The organism is Protofrankia symbiont of Coriaria ruscifolia (assembly GCF_900634745.1).
GTDB lineage: Bacteria > Actinomycetota > Actinomycetes > Frankiales > Frankiaceae > Protofrankia > Protofrankia californiensis.
Genome location: NZ_CAAAFR010000089.1, coordinates 1 through 24,156, shown reverse-complemented (window position 1 = coordinate 24,156; position 24,156 = coordinate 1). Strand labels below are relative to the sequence as shown.

The 24,156-nt window shown below is 69.2% G+C and carries 13 protein-coding genes; 7 read left to right on the top strand and 6 right to left on the bottom strand.

Annotated elements, in window-relative coordinates; translation table 11 throughout:
• Nucleotides 1–131: 131 nt before the first annotated feature.
• Nucleotides 132–1,913: a WXG100 family type VII secretion target gene (locus tag CV1CTNOD_RS11640; RefSeq protein WP_131786122.1), complete on the top strand. Its 1,782-nt coding sequence runs from the start codon at nucleotides 132–134 to the stop codon at nucleotides 1,911–1,913.
• A complete protein-coding gene (locus CV1CTNOD_RS11635) occupies nucleotides 1,910–2,239 on the top strand; it encodes a hypothetical protein (protein WP_131786121.1) in 330 nt (109 codons plus the stop codon). The genes CV1CTNOD_RS11640 and CV1CTNOD_RS11635 overlap by 4 nt, the downstream gene beginning before the upstream one ends.
• Before the next feature lie 82 nt (nucleotides 2,240–2,321).
• Here CV1CTNOD_RS11635 and uvrB read toward each other — a convergent pair whose 3' ends face one another.
• The 3 genes from uvrB to CV1CTNOD_RS11620 form a co-directional block, all read right to left on the bottom strand.
• Nucleotides 2,322–4,469: an excinuclease ABC subunit UvrB gene (gene uvrB, locus CV1CTNOD_RS11630; protein WP_242606609.1), complete on the bottom strand. Its 2,148-nt coding sequence runs from the start codon at nucleotides 4,467–4,469 to the stop codon at nucleotides 2,322–2,324.
• A 122-nt stretch (nucleotides 4,470–4,591) separates the two neighbouring features.
• Entirely contained in the window at nucleotides 4,592–5,185 is a 594-nt protein-coding gene (gene coaE / locus CV1CTNOD_RS11625) for a dephospho-CoA kinase (protein WP_131786153.1), read from the bottom strand.
• 216 nt (nucleotides 5,186–5,401) lie between these two features.
• Nucleotides 5,402–5,815 (bottom strand): SHOCT domain-containing protein, encoded by a 414-nt coding sequence (locus CV1CTNOD_RS11620; RefSeq protein ID WP_347402922.1) that lies wholly within the window; start codon nucleotides 5,813–5,815, stop codon nucleotides 5,402–5,404.
• Between the two features lie 398 nt (nucleotides 5,816–6,213).
• Here CV1CTNOD_RS11620 and CV1CTNOD_RS11615 point away from each other — a divergent pair, with 398 nt between their 5' ends.
• Nucleotides 6,214–6,852: a DUF4389 domain-containing protein gene (locus tag CV1CTNOD_RS11615; RefSeq protein ID WP_131786119.1), complete on the top strand. Its 639-nt coding sequence runs from the start codon at nucleotides 6,214–6,216 to the stop codon at nucleotides 6,850–6,852.
• Between the two features lie 88 nt (nucleotides 6,853–6,940).
• Here the strand turns inward: CV1CTNOD_RS11615 and rpsA are convergent, their stop codons facing one another.
• On the bottom strand, nucleotides 6,941–8,422 hold the full coding sequence (gene rpsA, locus CV1CTNOD_RS11610) for a 30S ribosomal protein S1 (protein WP_131786118.1): 1,482 nt from the start codon (nucleotides 8,420–8,422) through the stop codon (nucleotides 6,941–6,943).
• Between the two features lie 388 nt (nucleotides 8,423–8,810).
• Between rpsA and CV1CTNOD_RS11605 the strand changes: the two genes are divergently transcribed.
• From CV1CTNOD_RS11605 to CV1CTNOD_RS11595, 3 genes are all read left to right on the top strand, one after another.
• Nucleotides 8,811–9,689: a class I SAM-dependent methyltransferase gene (locus CV1CTNOD_RS11605; protein WP_131786117.1), complete on the top strand. Its 879-nt coding sequence runs from the start codon at nucleotides 8,811–8,813 to the stop codon at nucleotides 9,687–9,689.
• Between the two features lie 108 nt (nucleotides 9,690–9,797).
• Nucleotides 9,798–11,492 carry a hypothetical protein gene (locus CV1CTNOD_RS11600; protein ID WP_207386365.1) on the top strand — a complete coding sequence of 565 codons (1,695 nt, stop codon included), beginning with the start codon at nucleotides 9,798–9,800 and terminating at the stop codon, nucleotides 11,490–11,492.
• Between the two features lie 124 nt (nucleotides 11,493–11,616).
• Entirely contained in the window at nucleotides 11,617–16,317 is a 4,701-nt protein-coding gene (locus CV1CTNOD_RS11595) for an alpha-(1->3)-arabinofuranosyltransferase domain-containing protein (RefSeq protein WP_131786116.1), read from the top strand.
• A gap of 78 nt (nucleotides 16,318–16,395) precedes the next feature.
• Here the strand turns inward: CV1CTNOD_RS11595 and CV1CTNOD_RS11590 are convergent, their stop codons facing one another.
• The gene (locus CV1CTNOD_RS11590) at nucleotides 16,396–19,821 is read right to left on the bottom strand and encodes an EAL domain-containing protein (RefSeq protein ID WP_165485456.1); all 3,426 of its coding nucleotides are present in this window, start codon (nucleotides 19,819–19,821) and stop codon (nucleotides 16,396–16,398) included.
• Nucleotides 19,822–20,353: 532 nt separating this feature from the next.
• Entirely contained in the window at nucleotides 20,354–23,155 is a 2,802-nt protein-coding gene (gene polA / locus CV1CTNOD_RS11585) for a DNA polymerase I (RefSeq protein ID WP_431607101.1), read from the bottom strand.
• 178 nt (nucleotides 23,156–23,333) lie between these two features.
• Here polA and CV1CTNOD_RS11580 point away from each other — a divergent pair, with 178 nt between their 5' ends.
• Nucleotides 23,334–23,942 carry a PaaI family thioesterase gene (locus CV1CTNOD_RS11580; RefSeq protein WP_430827803.1) on the top strand — a complete coding sequence of 203 codons (609 nt, stop codon included), beginning with the start codon at nucleotides 23,334–23,336 and terminating at the stop codon, nucleotides 23,940–23,942.
• Nucleotides 23,943–24,156: the final 214 nt, after the last annotated feature.

Genomic DNA, 24,156 nt, shown 5'->3' with positions numbered 1-24,156 from the left:
GGTGAGGCTAAATGCTAACCTCGTCCTGTTTGCCACTATTGCCCGGTTTTGATCCCTGATCTCGATCCTGCCTGGACGGTGCCCATGCCGGTTCCACCTCCACCGTTACGCGATCCCCGCGTGCGTCGGGTGTGTTCCGCGGAACGCACACCCTGTCCCGTCTGTTCGGGGGCCATGCTGCCCGTCGGGCCGGAGCGGCAACGCCCGTCCAGCGGGTGGCACGGCCACCCGGGCTGGTGAGCCGTCCCGCCGACTGGGGTGTCCTCGACCTCGAGCACGACCCCACTCCGGGTGACCCCTTCGCCGTCCGGGAGCTGGCGCGACGCTTCCTGGAATTCGCCGCCGACGTCGGACATGCCCGCGGGCAGGTCATCGCGACCACCGCCGGCGGTGTCGTGCAGTCCTGGCTCGGTGCCGCCGGAGACGCCTTCCGCGACGAACTGGACGAGTTCCCCGGGCAGTTGTCCAGGCTCGAGACGTCCTACCGGATGGCCGGTCAGGCGCTCAGCGCCTACGAACCCATCCTGGACACCGCCCAGACCCAGGCCGACCGCGCACTCGCTCGTGGTCGCGACGCCCGCGCCCGCCGCGACCACGCCCAGACGCTCCTCGACCCGGCCCAGACCGCGCTGGCCACCGCGACCACGACCCTCACCAACCTGGCCCCTGCCCCCTATGCCGCCACCATCGAGATCCCCCTGCCTGACCCGGCACAGCTCACCGCGGCCCTCCGCAACCGCGACGCCGCCCAAACCCGCCTCGACCAGGCACACGCCACCGTCCACACCGCCGAGGACGACCTCGACGCCGCCCGCCGCCTCGCGCTGGCCGCCGGGCAGCTGCGCGCGAATGCCGCGCACACCTGCGTCCGGGCCATCCGCGACGCCTCCCACTCCGGCATCCACAACACACCCCGGTGGTCCTGGGAAAAAATCAGACAGACCGCGGGCGCCGTCTGGCACACCGCCGTCCAGGTCGCAAAGATCACCGTCGCCGTCCTCGGCGTCGTCGCTATGATCATCGGTGGGCCGGTCGCCTGGGTCGTGTTCGCCGCCGCCCTGATCGTCCTCGCCGACACCCTGGCCAGATACGCCAGCGGCGAGGCGTCCGGCTGGGAGGTCGGCTTCGCGTTACTCGGCTGCATCCCCGGCAGCAAAGGTCTCACCACCACTGCCGGGCTCGCCCACGGCCTGCGCGGCGCCACCCAGGCCCTCCGCGACGGCCGCGCCCTCACCGCGGTTGTACACAGCGGCGACGCCCTCACCAGCGACGCCCTCACCGCCGCCCGCACCCACCTCACCACCATCGCCACCAACCTCCGCGGCGCCCGCGCCCACACCACCACCCTGGTCAAAAACCTATTTCCCCATACAGCTGCCGTCACCCCCGACGGCCACATACTCATGGCAGCCAGCGAGCCTCTGAGCAACGCTCACCGCACCGCCAAAGAAGCCTTTACCGCGGCCGGAAAGTCGTCACACACAGGGAAAGACGGTACGGGAATTCCTTTCGGGTTTACCGATGAGATCGAACTGAGGAGCTTCTCCAACATCCTCCATACAGGTCTGCGGAGCAGGGGCTTCCCCGACGTGGTGGGCATAATGCAAGGCAGTTCGGTCACCGGTGTAAAATATACAACCGGAACACCGTTTGATGTTGGCCGGAGAAGTGATTTCGATATTGCTCTCGCGGGTGAGAACCTGTTCAACAAAGCGCTGAAGATCGGGGTCCGAGCCCGGTCCGGTGGGATGCGGACCGGGCCCTTGACCCCCCTCGAGCTTGCGCGACTCGATTTATTCGACCTACAGCAGCAACTAACGGATACTACCGGGCGAAAGGTGGCTTTTATGTTGTATAGAAACTTGGCGACTGCTGTGTCAAGAGGACCTTCGATTCCACTTCCGAGACCATGAGGACATTCATCCTCTATGGCTCTGAGCGAACAGACATCGACGGATTAGCCAATGACCTCTGTGTCGCTCTTGGAGTCACGCTCGATGCTCGCGACAGCTCGTATATCGGAGCATATTACTCTCTGGAATCCGCAAAATTCAGCTGCCTGATCGAACCGAATCTAAACTCTCCGGACGAAGTCGAGGAAGAGGATCGCTATCAGGAGCCCGACTACCGCCAGTACGATCTCCTCGTTCGGCTCACGCTGAGCCCTGGCGCCGAGCCGGTGGAGAAAATGATCGCTCAGGTCGGAGGCCTGAAACTGCTGACCAAGGATACGGCTTAAGCTGGCCCGAGAATCCGGTTCGTGGCTCACGGTGGCCACGGGACATGAGTGTTGGAGTTTCGCCTGCGGGAATACGGAAAAACTATATTCCTGCCGCGTGCATGCCTCGTAGTTCCTTCTTCAGCTCGGCGATCTCGTCGCGTAGCCGGGCGGCCAGCTCGAACTGCAGCTCCTTGGCCGCCTCGTGCATCTGGTCGTCGAGCTGGCGGATGAGCTGCGCCAGGTCTGAGCTGGGCATGCCGGCCAACTGTGCCGCGTGCCGCCCGACCGCGCCGTCGCGGCCCGCCTTCGAGGACATGCCAGGCCCCGGCACCTTCCCGCGGGACTGCGCACGACCGCCACCGCCGATGACCTCGCCCTCGGCGCTCTCCCGCACAAGGTCGTCCAGGATGTCGATGACCTTCTTGCGCAGCGGCTGCGGATCCACACCCCGTTCGGTGTTGTAGGCGATCTGCTTTACGCGCCGCCGGTTCGTCTCCTCGATGGCCCTGCGCATCGACGGGGTCACCTTGTCGGCGTACATGTGCACCTGGCCGGAGACGTTGCGGGCGGCACGGCCGATGGTCTGGATCAGCGACTTGTCCGACCGCAGGAAACCCTCCTTGTCGGCGTCCAGGATGGACACGAGCGACACCTCGGGCAGGTCCAGCCCCTCACGCAGCAGGTTGATACCGATCAGCACGTCGAACTCGCCCCTGCGCAGGTCGGTGAGCAGTTCGACGCGACGGAGCGTGTCGATGTCGCTGTGCAGGTAGCGGACCCGGACGCCGAGCTCAAGAAGGTAGTCGGTGAGATCCTCGGCCATCTTCTTGGTCAGCGTCGTGACCAGCACCCGCTCGTCGCGTTCGGCACGGATCCGGATCTCACCGACGAGGTCGTCGATCTGCCCCTTGGTCGGCTTCAGCACGACCTCCGGGTCGAGCAGGCCGGTCGGGCGGATGATCTGCTCGACCACACCGTCGGCCCGGGAGATCTCGTACGGCCCGGGGGTCGCCGACAGGTACACCGTCTGGCCGATACGTGCGCAGAACTCCTCCCACCGCAGCGGCCGGTTGTCCATCGCGCTGGGCAGCCGGAATCCGTGTTCGACAAGGTTGCGCTTGCGCGACATGTCACCCTCGAACATCCCACCGATCTGCGGGACCGTGACGTGCGACTCGTCGATCACCAACAGGAAGTCGTCCGGGAAGTAGTCGAGCAGCGTGTGCGGCGGGGTACCAGCGGCACGCCCGTCGATGTGCCGGGAATAGTTCTCGATACCCGAGCAGAAACCGACCTGGCGCATCATCTCGATGTCGTAGGTGGTGCGCATCCGCAGCCGCTGGGCCTCCAGCAGCTTGCTCTGGCGTTCCATTTCAGCGAGTCTGTCGGCAAGCTCCGTCTCGATACCGGCAATCGCCCGTTCCATCCGTTCCGGACCGGCCACGTAGTGGGTTGCGGGAAAAACGGACACTTCGCTCGCCTCGCGGACGATCTCGCCGGTGAGCGGATGCAGGTAGGTCAGCCGTTCGATCTCGTCACCGAACATCTCGATCCGGACGGCGAGTTCCTCGTAGACGGGAAACACCTCGACGGTGTCACCACGGACCCGGAACGTTCCCCGGGTGAAGGCGAGGTCGTTGCGGGCATACTGGACGTCGACGAACCGACGCAGCAGTCTGTCGCGGTCGATCTCCTCCCCGACCCGCAGCCGGACCATGCGCTCGATGTACTCCTGGGGGGTGCCCAGGCCGTAGATGCAGCTCACGCTCGCCACGACCACCACGTCCCGGCGGGTAAGCAGGCTCATCGTGGCCGAGTGGCGCAGCCGCTCGACCTCCTCGTTGATCGAGGAGTCCTTCTCTATGTAGGTGTCGGTCTGGGCGATGTACGCCTCTGGTTGGTAGTAGTCGTAGTACGAGACGAAGTACTCGACGGTGTTGTGCGGCAGCAGCTCCCGGAACTCGTTGGCCAGCTGCGCGGCGAGGGTCTTGTTCGGCGCCATCACCAGCGTCGGTCGCTGCACCTGTTCCACCAGCCACGCGGTGGTGGCCGACTTGCCGGTACCGGTCGCGCCCAGCAGGACGACGTTCTTCTCGCCGGCGCGGATCCGGCGGGCGAGGTCCGCGATCGCCGCTGGCTGGTCACCGGAGGGCTCGAAGTCGGAGACGACCTGAAACGGTGCGGTCGAACGCACAATACCGCTGGTGGGGCGGTCGACACCGGTAGGACGATCAGTCGTGGAACTCACGTTCCCTACAACACCACAGACGTCCGACAATTTCTCACCCGGCCCGCCCGTTCCCACCCGGTCATCCGGCCCGTCCAGTCCGCCCGTTTCCATCCGGTCTGGCCGGCGGGCGTTGCGGCGGTCTACCCGTGGGCCTCGAGCAGACGCGCCCACACCTCGTCCACCCTGGCGCGAAGGTCCTGCAGGCTGCCACCGTTGTCCACGAGGATGTCCGCGACCGCCCGGCGGGCGGAGTCGCTGGCCTGGTTGGCCATCCGCGCCTGCGCCTGCTCCCGCGGGAGGCCCCGGTCGGCCAGTCGGGCCAGGCGGAGCTCCCGTGGCGCCTCCACCACGACGACCACGTCGTATGCGCCGGCAAGACCGGCCTCGACGAGCAACGGCACGTCGTACACGACCACGGCGTCCGCGGGAGCGTCCGCCATACGGCGGGCCGCCTGTGCACCGACCAGCGGATGCGTGATCGCCTCCAGGCGGCGGCGGACGTCCGGGTCGGCGAACACGACCGCGCCGAGGGCCGCCCGGTCAAGTGCGCCGTCGGCACCCAGCAGATGCGAACCGAACTCCTCGACCACGGCCCGCAGCCCCGGCGTCCCGGGAGCGACCACCTCGCGGGCAAGTTCGTCCGCATCGATCACCAAGGCGCCGTGATCGGCCAACAGCCGCGCCACCGCGCTCTTGCCCGCACCGATCCCACCGGTCAGCCCTACCCGCAGCACATGACCGAGTCTGCCGTATCGCTGTCCCTTCCCCGCAGCCACTCCCCCACAGCCGGCCTGGGCAACCCAGCGGCGACACCGTCGAGGTCACCGTCGGTCACACAGCTCACATCCCGGCCGGGCCTCACCCTGAGCCGAGGCGGCGACGCTCCTCCTTCATCCCCTCATCCGCATCGGGCTTCATCACATGGGCTTCATCACATGGGCTTCGTCGCATCAGGCGAGGACCCTGGCCTTCAGCCGCTGGTATTCCTCGTCCGAAATAACGCCGCGGTCCCGTAGCTCGGCAAGCCTGCCGAGCTCGTCCGCGGGACTGCTCACCGTTCCGGCATTCGTGGGGACGTAGTTTCGCAACGCCTGATCCCGCAACGCCTGATCCTGCCTGGCCGCCCGCTCCACCGCCCGTTCGTGCATACCACCGCCCCGCACGACCAGATAGATGAGGATACCGAAGAACGGAAACAGGATGGCGACGACGATCCAGGCAGCCTTACCCCAGCCGGACAGGTCGTGACTCAGCAGGATATCGGACACGACTGCGAACAACAGGTAGAACCACAGTATGAAAAGGAAGAACCACAACAATGTCCAGAACACGCTGAGCAGCGGATACGAATAGTCGGTGTCCACGATGACCCCCTCGGCGGGACCCCTTCGCCCGGGATTCCCTCGGTCAGGGAGCCCTCGGTCGCCGCGGCCCGTTCGGCGTTGCCCGGACCCAGCCTGGCGTACATGCGGCCGATGAAGCACGAGAACCGCTTCATTCACTATGCAGAGCGACGGCGCCCGCCTCATCACCCCCACCAGGTGAATCGCCGGAGCGGCCCGCGGAGCCAACACAGAACGCGTGCCATCGGCTGGACGTCGTACCGCGGCCGCGACTACGGTTTTGTAATGCCTGAAGGTCCGGTAATGCGTGGAGCGGCGAGGAGCAGGCTCCGGTGTATGCATCCCGGCGTTCCAGCCGGGGAGCAGGCGACGGCTTCCCGGCGCCGGGACAGCAATGCAGGTAACGGGAACAACGGGTCATGACAGCCCCTGGAGAAGAGGCGTACACCGGCGAGCACCCGGTCGTATTCACCGTGGACTATCCGGCGGACCCCCGTAACCGGGTGACGGTGTTCTTTCGTATTTTCACGGTACTGCCCATCGCCGTGGTATTCATGACCGTCAGTGGCGCCTATCCCTCCTGGGGAGGTGCGGGAGGTGCGGGAGCCGCCGGCGGTCTACTGTTCCTCGGCCCGCTCCTGATGATCCTGTTCCGGCAGAAGTACCCCCGCTGGTGGTTCGACTGGAATCTGAACCTGCTCCGTTTCGAGAACCGGGTGGCGGCCTACCTGTTCCTGCTGCGGGACGACTACCCCGCCACCGACGCCGAACAGGCCGTCCACCTCCGTATTCCTTATCCGGACGCATCCCGGCTCAACCGCTGGCTGCCACTGGTCAAATGGTTCCTGGCGATCCCGCACTACGTTGTCCTGATCTTCCTGGACATCGGCATGGTCGTCGCGGTGGTTGTCGGCTGGTTCGCCGTCCTCGCCACCGGACGCCTGCCACAGGTTCTGTTCGACTATGTCGTGGGAGTGCTGCGCTGGTCGAACCGGGTGATCGCGTACGCGTTCCTCCTCAGTACCGACTCCTACCCACCCTTCCGTCTCGGCCCATGAGGCCGGAGTGATGTCCATCGATCATACGTGTGGGCCTGTGGGAAATTTCCCACAGGCCCACACGCACATCACTGGATGATCAGCTGTACTACTCCCGGCCGAACTGTTCGCGGAGCCTGCGCAACGCGTCCTCGTCGATCGCGGACGCGGGCTGCTCCGGCTCGGCGGAGGTGTAGGACGACGGCGCGACCGCGGCGGCCTCGGCCTCCTGGGCGGCACGGATCTGCGCCTGGTGCGCCTCGTACCGCTGCTGGGCCTCGGCGTACTGCCGCTCCCACTCGGCCTGCTGCTCTTCGAAGCCGGGCAGCCACTCCCCCGTCTCCGGGTCGAAACCCTCGGGGTAGACGTAGTTGCCCTGCTCGTCGTACTTGGCCTCCATCCCGTACTGGGACGGGTCGAACGCCTCACCCTCGGCGACCAGAGCACTGGTGTCGTTGGCCTGCTTGAGGGACAGGCTGATCCGGCGACGGTCCAGGTCGATGTCGATGACCTTGACCAGGATCTCGTCCCCGACGTTGACAACCTGCTCGGGGATCTCCACGTGACGCTCGGCCAGCTCGGAGATGTGCACCAGGCCCTCGATGCCCTCGTCCACCCGGACGAACGCGCCGAACGGTACGAGCTTGGTGACCCGGCCCGGGACAACCTGGCCGATGGCGTGGGTACGGGCGAACTGGCGCCACGGGTCTTCCTGGGTGGCCTTCAGCGACAGCGACACCCGCTCCCGCTCCAGGTCGACGTCGAGGACCTCGACGGTGACCTCCTGGCCCACCTCGACGACCTCGGACGGGTGGTCGATGTGCTTCCAGGACAGCTCGGAGACGTGCACCAGACCGTCGACACCGCCGAGATCGACGAACGCGCCGAAGTTGACGATGGAGCTGACGACGCCCTTGCGGATCTGACCCTTGGCGAGCTGGGCGAGGAACTCCGACCGGACCTCGCTCTGGGTCTGCTCCAGCCACGCGCGACGGGACAGGACCACGTTGTTCCGGTTCTTGTCCAGCTCTATGATCTTGGCTTCGAGCTCACGGCCGACATAGGGCTGCAGGTCGCGGACACGGCGCATCTCCACCAGGGAGGCGGGCAGGAAGCCCCGCAGCCCGATGTCGAGGATGAGACCACCCTTGACGACCTCGATGACGGTGCCGGTGACGACGCCGTCCTCTTCCTTGAGTTTCTCGATCGTGCCCCAGGCGCGCTCGTACTGGGCGCGCTTCTTCGACAGGATGAGCCGGCCTTCCTTGTCCTCCTTCTGGAGAACAAGAGCCTCGACATGATCGCCGACAGTCACGACCTCGTGCGGGTCGACATCATGCTTGATCGAAAGCTCCCGCGACGGGATCACGCCTTCGGTCTTGTAGCCGATGTCGAGAAGCACCTCGTCACGGTCCACCTTGACGATGGTTCCGTCGACGATGTCACCGTCGTTGAAAAATTTGATCGTTTTGTCGACGGCGGCGAGGAAGTCCTCAGCCGAGCCGATGTCGTTGACCGCGACCTGCGGGGTGGTCGGGGTGGGCGGTGTGGTCACGGTCTCCACGGGTCGTACGTCGGTGGTGCTCGTCAAGGGGTCGGCTCCGGACTACGGGATTCGTCGTATGCGCGAGGGCCGGATCGAACCGCCGGGACGGAGGGACAGGGAGCGTGCAAAACGAACACTGTCGGTACCGCAAACGACGCTCGAGCGGATCTGCTACGTCTGAGATCCACAGACTCTCGTGCCAGACCCAAGTCTAGGGACCGGTGTCCAAGGTGGTCAACGCCATGGGTCCGTAACCTCGTCCAGAATCACAGGATCACGGGACCGCAAGCCGGTCCGGGACCGCACCCTACGCCCCGGACCGTGGGCGAGCCCCGCTGGGAAACCGCCCGGTGCCGGGCTGTCCACCACCCCCATCTCGGGCTGTCCACCGTCCCCATCCCGAGGATCACCGGACGCTGCGAGGATCGATGCTGTGAACGGAACAGAGCACCCCGGCTCAGCAGCCCCCCGCCCGGTCGCGCCGCAGTACCCGGCGGGCCGTTACCACCCGGCGGAGTTCGGCTACAGCGACGTCGACGACGACAGCGCTCGGTGGGCCAACCGCGGCTACTGGGACGCCACCGCCGACGACTACCAGGCCGAGCACGGCACCTTCCTCGGTGACGCAGACTTCCTATGGTGCCCGGAGGGGCTGCGGGAGGCCGACGCCGGGCTGCTCGGCGAGGTCCGCGGCCGCACCGTCCTGGAGATCGGCTGCGGCGGCGCACAGTGTGCCCGCTGGCTGGTCACCCGCGGCGCCGAGGTGGTGGCGCTGGACCTGTCCGCCGGTCAGCTGCGGCATGCCCGCACGCTGTCGGCCTCCAGCGGCGTCGCGGTCCCCCTGGTGCAGGCCGACGCGACCCGGCTGCCGCTGGCCGACGCGAGCGTGGACACGGCCTGCTCGGCCTTTGGCGCGATCCCGTTCGTCGCGGACAGCGCCGCGGTCATGCGCGAGGTTGCCCGGGTGCTGCGTCCCGGCGGCCGCTGGGTCTTCTCCACGACACACCCGATGATCTGGTCGTTTCCCGACCACCCGGGCAAGGAGGGCCTGACGGTCGTGCGCAGCTACTTCGACCGGCGGGCCTACGTGGAACGGGACTGGGCCGGCCGGACGACCTACGCCGAAACGCACCGGACACTCGGTGACCGGGTCCGGGAGCTCGTGGCAGCCGATCTGCGCCTGCTGGACCTGGTCGAGCCGGAATGGCCGGCCGGTCATGACCGGATCTGGGGCCAGTGGGGACCGGTGCGGGGCCGCTTCTTCCCGTCCACCGCGATCTTCGTGACCGACAAGCCGGCCGGATCTGCCTGACACCCACCGACGGAAGCGGTCAGGGGGTCGATATCCGGAGTCCGGCGGGGCCGGCCACTGATTTCCCGATGCGGGAATGTCACATCCGGTGGTGGGAAAATTACTCCCGTGGCGCCAGGGGGTGGTGACGGGACAGCGGTCCGTCCGAGCACGACGGACGTCCTCCCGGCTGCGGCCGACAGCCCGGACAGCGTTGCAACGGACGGCGTTGCGGCAGACCGCCTTGCGGCGGACGGCGACGGGCACGGACTCGATCCGGTTGCAAGGTGGGCGCCGGCACACCGGGCGACCGCGGCAGCGGTGCGGGCAGCCTCCCCGCTGGCCGCGGCCGCAATCGTCGCCAACACCGCGAACCTGCTGGTCACGCTCGTTCTCGCCCGTCATCTCCTGCCGGTGGCCTACGGTGCGCTGGCCCAGCTTCTGGCGCTGTTCTTCGTGGTGTCCATGCCGGGTAGCGCGCTGCTCGTCGGGGTCGTCCGCAAGATCACAAACTGGCGGCAGGACGGCCGGACCGCCCTGATCGAGGGATGGGTCACCCGGGTGCGCCGCGCCGGGGTCGTGCTGACGTTGTCAGCGGGCGTCCTGGGCCTTGCCCTGCGAAACACGATCGCCTCCGCGCTGTCCCTGCCGGGCCCCGGCGGCGTGGCGGAGATGCTCACCGCGGGAGCGGCATGGTGCCTTCTCTGCGTCGACCGCGGGCTGCTGCAGTCCGCCCTCAGACATCGGACGCTGGCGGTCAACCTTCTGCTCGAAGGCCTGGCCCGCAGCGGCCTCGCGGTCGTGCTGGTACTTGCCGGCCTCGGCCCGGCCGGCGCGTCACTGGCTATCCTGCTCGGCGTGCTCGTGGGGCTTGCCCACTCGCGCCGGGTCCTGCGGCCCCGCACCGGCCGCCTACATGGCAGCCGTTCCCGCGCCGGCCACTCCCGCGCAGGCGGGCGGCGCGTCACCCGCCTGCGCGGGGAACCCGACCCGGCCGTCATCGACCCGCGACCGGCCGGCCCACCACCGCGGGCCCGACCCGACGTCATGCGCACCGTCCCCACCGTGCCGGCGAATCGCCTGACCGTCGAGGTCTGCGCCGCACTGGCCGCACTCGTCCTCCTCGGCCTGCTGCAGAACATCGACGTCCTCGCGCTCGGAGCGCACCGTTCCGCCGAAGCCGGCCCGTACGCGGCGGTGTCCGTCGCCTGCAAGGCACTGGTCTTCGCCGCGGTCGCCCTGGGCGGGTTCCTGCTCCCCGAGACCGCTACCCGCCGTCACCGCGGCGAGCACGCCCTGCATCAGCTCGGCGGGACGCTGGCGATGCTCGCGGTACCGGCCGCCGTGCTTGTCGCGGTCGCGCTGGTGGCGCCGGAGGCGGGCCTCACCCTCGCGTTCGGCCCGCGCCTGTCCGGCTGCGCACCCGCGCTCGCGCCCCTGGCCGGCGCGATGACCTGTCTGGGGGCGACCGTCCTGTTCACCCACTACCTGCTCGCCCTGGGGGAACGCCGGGTCCTCATCGTGCTGGCGGCCGCCGCCGCCCTCGCCGTCCCGGGTGTCTGGTGGGCGCAGGGTGATGCTGTCGTCACCGCTCGCATAGAGCTCGTTGTACACACGATGCTGGCGGCCGCCACCGGGTTGCTGGTCCTGGCCACGGCCCATCGCACCGCGCCAGCAGGACCGGTACCGAGACGACCAGGACGACCAGGACCGGCAGCGGTGCCAGGAGCGGGCGGCCCCAGGGCCAGGATGCACCGTGATCAGCACAACATGTGGCGTTCCACCCCCGCACACTCGCCGCGCCACCGCCGCGGAGATCCCTAAGATGCACCGGACGCGGCCCGCAAGCACCGCGCCGGTAGAAACGCCCGGCAAGGCCAGCAAGCGGCCGTCCCCTCCCGGCGGCACCCGCCGGCCGTGGACCGAACCAGGATGATTGGGTTAGACGGTGACCCTGACCGCACCATCAGCACGCCCGCGGCGTGGTCTCGGCCGCCGGATGGCCGGCCGGCCATCCATCCCCGCCGGATCACCGGGTCGCGGCCTGCGGTGGCTGCCGTCGTGGCCCCTGTTGCTGCTGGCCGCGATCAGCTACGTCCCGCTGCTGCTCACCGCGCCCGGTCGGGTCGGCGTCGACACCAAGGCCTACCTCTACCTGGAACCGCAGGAGCTGATCGGACGGGCCGGGATCATGTGGGATCCCGGCATCGGGATGGGTGTGGTCACCCATCAGAACATCGGCTTCCTGCTCCCGCAGGGTGCCTTCTTCTGGCTCCTGGACCTGCTGGGCCTACCCACCTGGGTCGCCCAGCGGCTGTGGACCGGCTCGGTGCTGTTCATGGCCGGTGCGGGCGTGCTGTTCTGCATGCGGTCGTTCCGCTGGCCGGACCGGTTCGCCTTCGTCGCCGCCGCGGGCTACATGCTGACCCCGTACGTCCTGGAATATGAGGCGCGGATGTCGGCGATCCTGCTGCCGTACACGGGTCTGGGCTGGCTGCTGGGGATCACGATCCGGGGCCTGCGCGAGGCGGTGGGGGGGCTTGCCGGCTGGCGGCTGAACGGCTGGCGCTGGCCGGCGGCGTTCGGCATCACCGTCGCCCTGGTCGGCAGCAGCAACGCCGCCAGTCTGATCTTCGTGTTGCTGGCGCCGATCCTGTGGCTGCCCTTCGCCGTGTGGGGAACCCGCGAGGTCCGGCTGGGCCCCGCGTTGGGAATGTGCGCCCGAGCCGCGGTGGCGGTCGTGGGCTGCTCGGCATGGTGGATCGCGGGCCTGGTTACCCAGGCCGGCTACGGCGTCGACATCCTCGCCTACAGCGAGACGCTCAGGACGGTCGCGAGCGCCTCCCAGGCGTCCGAGGTACTGCGCGGCCTGGGCAACTGGTACTTCTACGGCGGGGACGCGCTCGGTACCTGGATCGCGCCGTCGCGGGACTACACCCAGACGATCTGGGTGATCGTCATCAGCTTCACGGTGCCGCTGCTGGCCCTGGCCGGCGCCGCGCTGTGCCGGTGGGGATACCGGACGTACTTCGTCCTGCTCGTGCTCGTCGGTACCACGGTGTCGGTCGGGGTCTACCCCTACGACCACCCCTCGCCGCTGGGTACGGCCTTCCGGTCGTTCGCCGAGGCGTCCACCGCCGGCTTCGCCCTGCGCTCGATGCCCCGTGCCGTGCCGTTGATCGCACTCGGCCTGTCGGTGCTGCTGGCCAGCGGGCTCGCGGCGGTCTCGCAGCGCATCGAAGAGCACCTCGCACAGCGCGCAGAGGCGACACCTGGCCGCGGGCGCCGGCGCCCTCCCCGCTTGCCCAGCTTGCGCGGAGCGGGAGCCCGGCTGCCGGGCGCGGTGTCGGGTGTCGCGTGGACGGTCGTGGTCGTGCTGATCGTGGCGAACCTGAGCCCGTTGTGGCGCGGCCGGTTCATCGAGGCCGGGCTGGACCGGCCCGAGACGATCCCCGCCTACGAACGGCAGGTCGCCGCCGCTCTGGACGCGGCGGGGCCGGGCACCCGGGTCCTGGAACTGCCCGGGGCGGACTTCTCCCACTACCGCTGGGGCACGACTCTCGACCCCGTCCTGCCCGGACTCACCGACCGCCCCTTCCTGTCCCGCGAACTGATCCCGTTCAGCGCCGCCGCATCCGCCGACCTGCTGCGCGCGCTGGACCGCCGGCTGCAGGAGGGGGTGTTCGAAACCGACTCGCTCGCCGACACCGCCCGGCTGATGGGTGTCGGCGACGTGGTGCTGCGCAGCAACCTGCAGTACGAGCGGTTCCGCACACCGCGGCCCGTACCGACCTGGCAGCTGTTCACCGATCCGCTGCCGGCGGGCCTGGACGCCCCACGCCGCTATGGGCCGCCGGTGGCCGACACCCCGCAGATTCCCTTCAACGACGAGACCGCCCTGGGAACGCCCTCGGACGCCCCCGCGCCACCGGCGCTGGCCGTCTTCGGGGTCCGGGACGCCAAGCCGATCGTGCGGACGGCGACGACCGTGGCTCCGTTGCTGGTCAGCGGGAACGGCGAGGGGCTCGTGGACGCCGCGGCCGCGGGACTGCTGGCCGAGGTGGTGGCCGGGAATCGGACCATCCTCTACACCGCCTCGCTGGCCGCGGACCCCGCCGCCCTGGACCGGGCGCTGGACGACGGCGCCGACCTGCTGATCACTGACAGTAACCGGCGCCGGGCGGAACGCTGGAGTTCGATCCGGGACGGCTACGGCTACGTGGAAAGTTCCGACGCGGTCGCGCTCACACCCGACCCGAACGACAACCGGCTGCCGGTCTTCCCGGACGCGACGGCCGCATCCCAGACGGTCACCGTGCTGCACGCCCCCGGCCAACCCGCGCAGATCGCCTCGGTCGAGGCGACCGACTACGGCAACGCGTTCTCCTACAGTCCACCGGAGCGTCCGACGGGCGCCGTCGACGGCAACCCCGACACCGCCTGGCAGGTGGGCGCGTTCACCGATCCGGCCGGGCAGCGCCTGCGGATCAACCTGGCCGCTGCGGTGACCACGGACCGGATCCGTCTGGTCCAGCCGCTCACCGGCGCGCGCAATCGATGGATCACCAAGGCGACACTGCGCTTCGACGGCGGGCCACCTGTGACGGTGCCGCTCACGGACAGCTCACGACGTGCCTCCGGCCAGGTGGTGACCTTCCCCACCCGCAGCTTCACCCACCTGGACATCACCGTCGACGCCACCAACATCGGGGCGCGCGCGGACTACGCCGGCCTGTCCAGCGTGGGGTTCGCCGAGGTGGACATCGTGACGCCGGGCGGTGGCTCACCCCATGTGCAGGAGCTGCTGCGGATGCCCACCGACCTGCTCGCCGCGGCGGGCGAGACGTCCCTGGCGCACCGCCTGACGCTGCAGGTCACCCGCGACCGCGCGAACCCGGCGGAGCCGTTCAAGTCCGACACGGAGTCGACCGTCGCCCGTACGTTCACCCTGCCGACCCCACGGACCTTCGCCCTGACCGGCACCGCCCGGGCATCCGCCTACGCCGACGACCTCGTGCTCGGTGCCTCGGTCGGCCGGCCCTCCGACGGGGTCACCACCGAGTCCTCCGGCCGGCTGCCCGGTGACCTGGCGGCCGGCAGTGCCAGCGCCTTCGACGGGGATCCGGCCACCCTGTGGAGTCCCGGCTTCGGCATGCAGCAGGACACCTGGATCCAGGCCAGCTCCCCCCGGCCGGTGAACCTGTCCTCGCTGTCCCTGTCCGTGGTCGCCGACGGCCGTCACTCGGTGCCCACCGCCCTGGGACTGATCGTGGACGGCCGGCGGGTGGACACGCTCACCGTCCCGCCGATCAGCGACCTCAAGCAGCCGGGCGCGAGCCAGACCGTGACCTTGTCCTTTCCCCCCGTCCGGGGCAGCAGTATCCGTCTCGTCGTCGACACGGTACGGCTGGTCACCAGCATCGACCAGATCAGCGGGACGCAGATCTCCATGCCGGTCGGACTCGCCGAGGCCGGCCTTGCCGGCCTGCGGGCACCCCGTCTCCAGGCCACCGTGCCCGGCGGGTGCCACGACAACCTGATGACGATCGACGGACATCCAGTCCCCGTACGGATCACCGGTTCCAGCGCCGACGCGCTCGGCCGCAGAGGGCTGGGAGTGTCGCTGTGCGGTGATCCGATCTCCCTCGGTCCGGGCGACCACGTGCTGCGCACCGCCAACGGCGCGCAGACCGGATACGACCTCGACAGGCTGATCCTGACCTCGCAACCCGCCGGCAGCCCGCCGCCGGCGACCGCAGGCACGGCCACCGCAGGCACGGCGCCGATATCGGGCGCAGCGCCCGCGGGTACGTCAGACGCGGCGCCCGCTCCGGCGGTGGCGGTCACCGGCTCCACGGCAACCTCGTTCGGGCTGCGGGTCACCGGCGCGCAGCCCGGTCGGCCGTTCTGGCTGGTACTCGGCCAGAGTCTGTCCGCCGGCTGGAAGGCGACCTCGGGCGGCACGGACTACGGCAGGCCCATGCTCGTGGACGGTTACGCCAACGGCTGGCGGATCATCCCCACCGCGGCCGACTTCGACGTCCATCTGGCCTGGGCTCCCCAGCAGCTGGTGTGGCGTGCCCTGGCGGTCTCCGGCACCGCGCTGGTGTCGGGCGCCGTCCTGCTGGTGGTGACGGCACGACGGCGCAGGCGAACGGTCCGGGGTCCGGCCGCACAGCCGGATCTGCCGATGTTCGAACCGCTGGCGTCCCGCGCCGCGCGCGTCCCCGTCGCGATCGCGGTCGTGCTGGCCGCCGCCGTGGCCCTGGCCTCGCTGGTGCTGGTGAATCCGGTCGCGAGCATTGCCACCGGTGTGGGCACGCTGGCCGCCATGGTGGTGCCGCGCGGCCGGCTCCTGCTGCGGATCGTCCCGGTGGGCCTGCTCCTGGCCAGCGTGGGATATGTCGTCCAGGTCCAGATCCGTCACGACCTGCCGGTCAACGGGGAGTGGGTCCAGGCCTTCGACAAGATCGCAACGGTCTCCTGGATCGCGGTCCTGCTCATGGCCGCCGAGGTGCTTGTCACAGTCGCACAGCATCGCTACGGGAAGGCCACCGTCGGCGCCGGCGCGCAGCCGCCCGCGCCGGCTGCGCGCATCCCAGCGGAGTCCGGCCAGGACGCGGGGCAGGTAGCACCAGGACGGGCATGAGCTTTCCCGGTGGCGCGCCACCGGGAAAGGACCGTCGAGGAAAGAATCACCGGGGCTGGTCGGGATCACCGGGACCGGTCAGGCCCGCGCGCCGGCGCGGTTGTGGTCGGCGCGGTCGTGGTCGGCGCCGCTGCACGACGTGGCGTCCGCTCGCCCCGATGCCGGCGTGGTGGTGTGCAGGGCGTCGCGAAGCGAACCTTCGGCGTCCCGTAGAGCGGCGCTGGGCGGTTGATCGGGCCGGGTGATCCCAACCCCGACCGCGAACGGCGGCGTCGCAGCGGCATCCCCGCCAGTCCGCAGCCGGGAGACCAGTTCGTCCGCCTCGACGTGGCTGCCACCGGGCAGGGCCACCACGAAACGGTTCCGCGACCAGCGGGCAAGCTGCGCACCGGAGCCGGCGGCCGAACGCAGCCGGGCGGCGAAGTGCCTCAGGACGTACTCGTCTGCGTGGGCCGGGGTTCCCCCCTGCCCACGGTCGGGCACGCCGAACAGGCACACGACGGTTCCCGCCGGCAGGCCCTGCAGGATGGTCAGGAAACGCTCCCGGCTGGTCAGGCCGGTAGCCGGGTCGACACCGATCTCCCGGAGGCGGACCTGCGCCGTCCGCAGCCGCGCAAGGGTGTGGCCGGCCTGCCCACCCAGCAATGTGACCGCGCGTAGTCCCGCCTGGTCAACCCGGTTCCGTGCCACCGCCCAGCACGCCGCGACCAGGCCGATCAGACCGCCTTCACCGAGGATCGGCACCAGCAGCGCCGAGGTGATAGGAGGCCGGCGAACGACCTCGTGCGGGAACGGTCGCGACGTCGACACGTCCGCGAAGAAGACCGGCGCCCGGGTACGGAGCGCGGTACCGATACCGGTTTCGTCACTTTCAGTGAACCGTGCCTCTGGGGAGATCGTGGCTTCCTCGTCCGATCTCGTGGCGGACGTGGCCACGTGGAACACCGTCGATCCGGGGATGTCCGCAAGCAGCAGGCTGACCGCGTCCGCGTCGAGCAGGCCTCGGGACGCCTCGGCGACCATCGACACCGCCGAGTTCAGATGATCGGGATACCAGAGCTGGTCAAGCGCGCCCAGTGTGGCAGTGACCTGGTCGAACATGCGTACGGCCCGCCGGGCCTCCAGCAGCTGCGTGGCCTGCCGTCCCAACGCGGCGAGCGACTCCTTCTGGCCGGGAGTGAGGGCGCGCGCAACGCGGTCCAGTACTGCGACATGGCCGATCAGCTTGCGGTCCGGGGTAAGGATCGGCGCCGCCGCGTAGAACCGGAACGGACGGCTGGGACCGAGCGCGGCCAACCGCACGAACCGGGGGTCGCCGGCGATGTCGGGAATCTCCCGCACAGCGGGCTCGGCCGGCACGTACCGGCCGAGGGAGTCCTCCCGGGGAAGTTCGGTGATGGTCGATCCGTAGCATGCCTTGAACCACTGCCGGTCGGCATCCAGGAAGGTGACGAAGGCCACGGGAGTGCCGCACAGGCGGGCAGCCAGCGTCGCGATCTCGTCGAAGGCGTCCTCCCGGCTGGAATCGAGGATCTCGTAGTCGCGCAGGGCCCTGAGCCTGGCCGGTTCGTCCGTCGGTGTCAGGGCGACCGGTCCGGGCGTGACCGGCCCCGGCTCGAGCCCGCCGTCGGGCTCCAACTCGCCGGCAGGCTCCAACTCGCCGTCGGACTGCAGCCCCGTGGCTTTCGCAGCGGCCGGGAGCACACCGCAGGTCCCGGCGCCCAGCACGGCCAGCAGCTCCGCCGAGGGAGGCAGCGGAGACGAGATCGCCTCACCCTGCAGGAGATCGCAGCCCAGTTCCATCAGCATCCGCACAGCTCTGGTGTCCTCGACGCCCTCTCCGACGACACGCAGTCCCAGCCGGTGTCCGAGCTCCAGGACCGAGCGCACGATCGCGACGTCGGACAGGCTGCCGTGGGCGTCGGAGACGAACCCCTTGTCGATCTTCACTTCGTCGAACGGCAGCGTCTTGAGGATCTCCATCGAGCTGTAACCGGTGCCGAAGTCGTCCAGCGACAACTTGACCCCACGGGTACGCAGTTCCCTGAGCATGGCAGCGGCCCGGGCCGGCTGCGTGACCAGAGCGCTCTCAGTGATCTCAAGGGTCAGGACGTCGGCGGGCAGGCCGTGCCGGCACAGCGTCTCCGACACCAGCTCGGGCAGACCGTCACGGACAAGCATGCGCGCGGAGAGGTTCACCGACACCGGTATGTGGTGTCCGGCGGATGCCCAGTCCGCGCACTGGCGCAGGGCCTCGTTCAGCACCCACTCGGTGAGGTCGATGATCAGAGTCGACCGTTCCGCCATGGGCAGGAACGCTCCGGGCGCCAGCAGCCCCCGGGCCGGGTGCACCCAGCGCAGCAGCGCCTCCACCCCGGCGATCCGGCCGGTCCGGCAGGACCGCAGCGGCTGGTAGTGCAGCACCAGCTCGCCGGCGGCGATCGCGGTGCGCAGCTGCGCGTGCAGGGCAAGTTCCCACGGTCGCACCCCGCCCATGCCCGCGTCCCAGACACCGACCCGTTCGCTTTCGCGACCGGCCGCGTGCAGTGCCGCGTCCGCGGCCGGCAGGAGTTCGCCGAGGCTCGTGCCGTGCAGCGGGGCGACCGCGACGCCCGCGCTGGCCTCCACCTCCACGTCGACCCCGTCGATGCGGAACGGACCACGGAGTTGTCTGATCACCGTGCGACCGATCGCACGCAGGTGCTCGTGGGTGGCCGCGGGTTCGTCTGGCAGATCAACCCCGCACATGACGACGGCGAACTCGTCGCCGCCGAGACGTCCGGTCAGGGCGGGATCCGTAGCCACGTTACGCAACTGTATTGCTACTACTTGGAGTAAGCGGTCCCCCGCGGGATGACCGAGGGCGTCGTTGACCTCGCGGAACCGGTTGATGTCAAGAAGCACCAAGACGGCGTGCCGGCCGGCCTCGATCGCCGCGGTGATCGCCGGCTGGGCGACGCGGGCGAGACCAGCCCGGTTCGCCAGCCCTGTCAACGGGTCGCGAACGACCAGCAGGTGGCTCCAGCGACCGACCCAGAACACCACCAGGGTAGCAGCGGTGATCGTGAAGATGGCCATCACCACCGCCGGCGCCCCGGCGTACAGGTCGCCTTTGAGCGCGACACCCACCACCGCACCGGCGCTGATGACCAGCGCGTGCAAGAGCGCGACCCGCAGCCGATGGACCATCGCGGCATAGACGGCGATCCAGGAGTACCAGAGCAGGTAAAGGTCGCTGTCCCGACCGGGGTCGCTGCCGCCCAATGCGATCGTGGCAGCCAGCACCGAGGAGAACACCAGGATGCGGTGAGCACCCGGCCGGATCCTGGTCAGCAGTACGGCCGCGACCAGATTGACCGCGCTGATCGCCACCGCCAGCCACGTGGCGACCCGGTCCTGCCCCGGCGACCAGGGCAGCAGGGCGAGCGTCCCGAACGTGAGGATGCCTGTCACGGAAAGAACGATCAGGAAAAGCCGCCGATCCGTGAAAAGCGAGATGCTCACGGCGATCGGTCCTCCTGCCATCGGGTGGGCAATGCCACGACCGGGCGCGACACTGTCTGGCGCGACACCGCGCCCTTAGACACCGCACCCTTGTGGCCCTTGTGGCCCTTGTGAGTTCGGTCGCATCGGCTTGATCCAGGGCATTCGAACACGACAGAAGGAAACGATCCCATCGCGCAGCCACCGAAAAACTACTAATAGTAACAAAATTACTCTCCGCCAGGCCGACGAAACCCGCCTACCCGCAGCTGAGAGCAACCCACCCACTCCAAAACAGCTACAAGGAGTGAGAGAAGACCGACTCGACGGTGCAAGGATGGGAGCAGACCAGACATTTAGTTGATGTTCATGTCATGACACGGGAACAATGCCGTTTCCCCACCGTAACCCGGATCCGGTGTTCCACGCCCGGTCCGGCGGCAGGCGTCCCAATGGCTCCCCCGGCCAGGCCGCGGGCAGAGCAGGCGTCGGGCCGTCCCGGTAGGCGTCTGCCGACAGAGAGTATGTCTATGACGGACGGTGACAGAGGACGTCAGTGCGCTGCGTCATCCCACGTCCGGCCGGAACCCACGCTGACCTCGAGGGGAACCGACATCTGGTAGGCCGCACCCATCTCGGCCCGCACCAGCGCCTCGATCTCCGCGCGCTCACCCGGAGCGATCTCCAGCACGAGCTCGTCATGGACCTGCAGCAGCAGCCGTGACCGCGCCCCGTGCTCCCGCAGCCTCCGGTCGACACCGAGCATCGCAATCTTGATGATGTCCGCCGCGGACCCCTGGATGGGGGCGTTGAGCGCCATCCGCTCGGCCATCTGCCGCCGCTGCGTGTTGTCACTGGTCAGGTCCGGAAGATAGCGACGGCGTCCGAGTATCGTCTCGGTGTAGCCGTCCGAACGGGCCCGGTCTACCACGCCACGCAGGAAGTCGCGCACCCCGCCGAACCGGGCGAAGTACGCCTCCATCTGCGCGCGGGCCTCCTCCGGATGGATACCGAGCTGACCGGCGAGTCCGAACGCCGACAGGCCGTAGGCGAGCCCATAGGACATGGCCTTGATCCGGCGGCGCAGCTCCGGGTCGACCGAGTCCACCGGGATGTCGAACGCCTGGGCCGCCACGAACGTGTGCAGGTCCTCACCCGAGGCGAACGCCTCGATCAGCCCCTCGTCACCGGAGAGGTGCGCCATGATGCGCATCTCGATCTGGGAGTAGTCGGCTGTGAGCAAGGACTCGTAGCCCGCGCCGACGACGAACGCCCGGCGGATCTGACGGCCCTCGGCGGTGCGCACCGGGATGTTCTGCAGGTTCGGGTCGGCTGAGGACAGTCGACCGGTCGCCGCGATCATCTGGTTGAAGGTCGTGTGGATGCGGCCGGCATCGTCGATCATCGGGATGAGCGACTCCACCACCGTGCGCAGTCGGGAAATGTCACGATGACGCAGAAGCACGGCCAGCAGCGGATGGTCGGTCTGGGTGGCGAGCCAGGCCAACGCGTCCGCGTCGGTGGTGTAGCCGGTCTTGATCTTCTTGGTCTTCGGCAGACCCAGCTCGTCGAACAAGATCACCTGCAGCTGCTTGGGCGAACTGAGATTGAACGGCCGTCCGGCGATCTCGTGGGCCTGCCCGGTCACCGCGGTGACCTCCGCGCCATAGTGCTTCTGGAGTTCGAGCAGGTGGTCGGTGTCGGCCGCGATTCCCGCCCGCTCCATCCCGGCGAGCACCGTGACCAGCGGAAGCTCGACGTCGCACAGAAGCGTGGTGGCGCCGCGGCGGGCCAGGTCGGCGTCGAGCGCGTCGGCGAGGTCCAGACCTGCGCGCGCACGGACGACGTCCGCGCCGGCCGCGTCCGCCTCGTCCGATCCGTCGATGGTCAGCTGCCCCGTCCCGAGCGCCTCCGGGCGCAGGTCACGCCGCAGGTAACGCAGAACGAGGTCGGCGAGGTCGAAGGTGCGCTGACCGGGCAGGGCGAGGTAGGCCGCGAGTGCGGTGTCACTGGTGACACCGGCGAGGGAGAACCCGCGGGCGGCAAGTGCCAGCATGGGGCCCTTGACGTCATGAGCGGCCTTGGGACGGTTGTCATCGGCCAGCCACGACGCCAGCGCCGCGTCGTCGTCCGCGGTGAGCCCGGTGGGGTCGATCCACGCGCCGACGCCGTCGGCGGTGGCGAGCGCAAGACCGGTGACGCTGCCGGTGCCCCGGCCCCAGCTGCCCCGGACGTATACCCCGAGACGTTCGCCGGAGCTCGCGTGTTCGGCCAGCCAGCGCGCCACCTCCCCCGGCGCCAGCACCTGCGTGGTCACCTCGAAACCCTCGTCGGCCTCGGGTTCGACCGCGGCCAGCGCCGTGTACAGCCGCTCCCGCAGCACCCGGAACTGCAAGGTGTCGAAGAGCTGGTGGACGGCCTCCCTGTCCCATGGCCGCAGGTGGAGGTCGGCGGGAGCGACCTCCAGCGGCACGTCGCGGGCCAGCTCGGTCAGCGTCCGGTTACGGATCACGTTGGCCAGGTGCGCGCGCAACGCCGCGCCCGCCTTCCCGCCGACCTCGTCGGCCCGGTCCACCAGAGCGGCCAGCGACCCGAACTGCTGGATCCACTTGGTGGCGGTCTTCTCCCCCACCCCGGGCACCGACGGCAGGTTGTCCGACGGGTCCCCGCGCAGCGCGGCGAAGTCCGGGTACTGCGCCGGGGTGAGACCGTACTTGGCCTCGACCTCGGCGGGGGTGAACCGGGTCATGTCACTGATACCGCGCCGGGTCATCAGCACCGTCACCCGCTCGTTGACGAGCTGCAGCGCGTCACGGTCGCCGGTGACGACCAGGACCTGCATGCCGAGGGCCGCGCCCTGGGTGGCAAGGGTGGCGATGACGTCGTCGGCCTCGTAACCGGCGGCGGCGACCCCGGTAACGGCGAGGGAGTCGCACACCTGGTGGATGAGGCTGACCTGCCCGACGAAGTCCGCGGGCGTCTCGGCCCGTCCCGCCTTGTACTCGGCGTACTGGGTATGCCGGAAGGTCGGCACCGGAAGGTCCCAGGCCACCGCGACATGGGTGGGCCGTTCGTCCCGCAACACGTTGATCAACATCGAGGTGAAGCCGTAGACGGCGTTGGTCGGCTGCCCCGTCGTGGTGGAGAAGTTCTCGACCGGGAGCGCGAAGAACGCCCGGTAGGCCAGGGAGTGGCCGTCGAGGAGGAGCAGCCGCGGTTCGCCTGCCGCCGAGGCCGACGCCGCGCTGGCCGCCGGCTTGGCGGAAGCCGCTCGTGACGGACGGCCGACGGTCGCCTTGCCGACGGTGGAGTTGCCGACGGTGGAGTTGCCAGAGGTCGCGGTTGTGGCGGACACGACGTCAATTCTATTTACGCCCGCCGCGGGCCCAGCGCCCGGCGCGGGTCCAGCTGCTGCCACCGGCCGGTCTCGGCCGGTCTCGGCCCTCTCGGCCCGTCTCGCCACGGAACGCGGCGTGCGGCGCACTGCGGTTCGCCGGCCCGCAGGCCCCAACGTGGGTACGTAGGCTCCTGGCGTGACCGATTCGCAGACTTCGCCGGACGCCTTGTCACCGAGCGCCCCACTGGGTACGCCAGCCTTACCACGTACGGCAACGGCCTCCGGCCCGGACTCCGCCTCCGGCGACCCAGCCGACGGCAGCGCGGGTGCTGACGACGACATCGTCGTGTCCGAGCATGTGACGGCGCTTGATGCGATCAGTGCCCGACGAGGTGAGCTCGCCGAGCGCATGGGCATCACGCTTGTCGAGGCAAGCGCCGACCGCGTGGTTGCGACCATGCCCGTGGAAGGCAACCGGCAGCCTTACGGACTGCTGCACGGCGGTGCCTCGGTGGTGCTGGCCGAAACGATCGGTTCCATCGGCGCCATGCTGACCGCCGGCCCCGCCGGCGTGTCGGTCGGTGTCGAAATCAGCGCCACCCATCACCGGGCGGTGTCGTCCGGGACAATCACCGGTGTCGCGACCCGGGTGCACGCCGGCCGGACGCTCGCCACCTTTGACATTCGGATTACCGATGACGCCGAACGCCCGGTGTGCACGTCTCGCCTCACCTGCATGCTTCGCAACCGCGTGCCGACCGGTAGAAGCGTCACGACACCGACCGGCAGCGGTGACAACAGTTAGTCGGGGCGACTATCCACGAGCCGGGCAATGGGCAGTTATCTGCCCGGCTGCCCGTCCGGCCCGTCGGGTCGCTTCCGACCAGGAGTATGTGTCGACCGTCACGCGGAGAAGGCCGACGGGAAGGTGCGGCGCAGACGGAGCGCGGCTCAATCGACGAGCGGACAGGATCAAGACGGGACGGGAGCACGGTGGGGGCGGGAGCACGGATCATGGT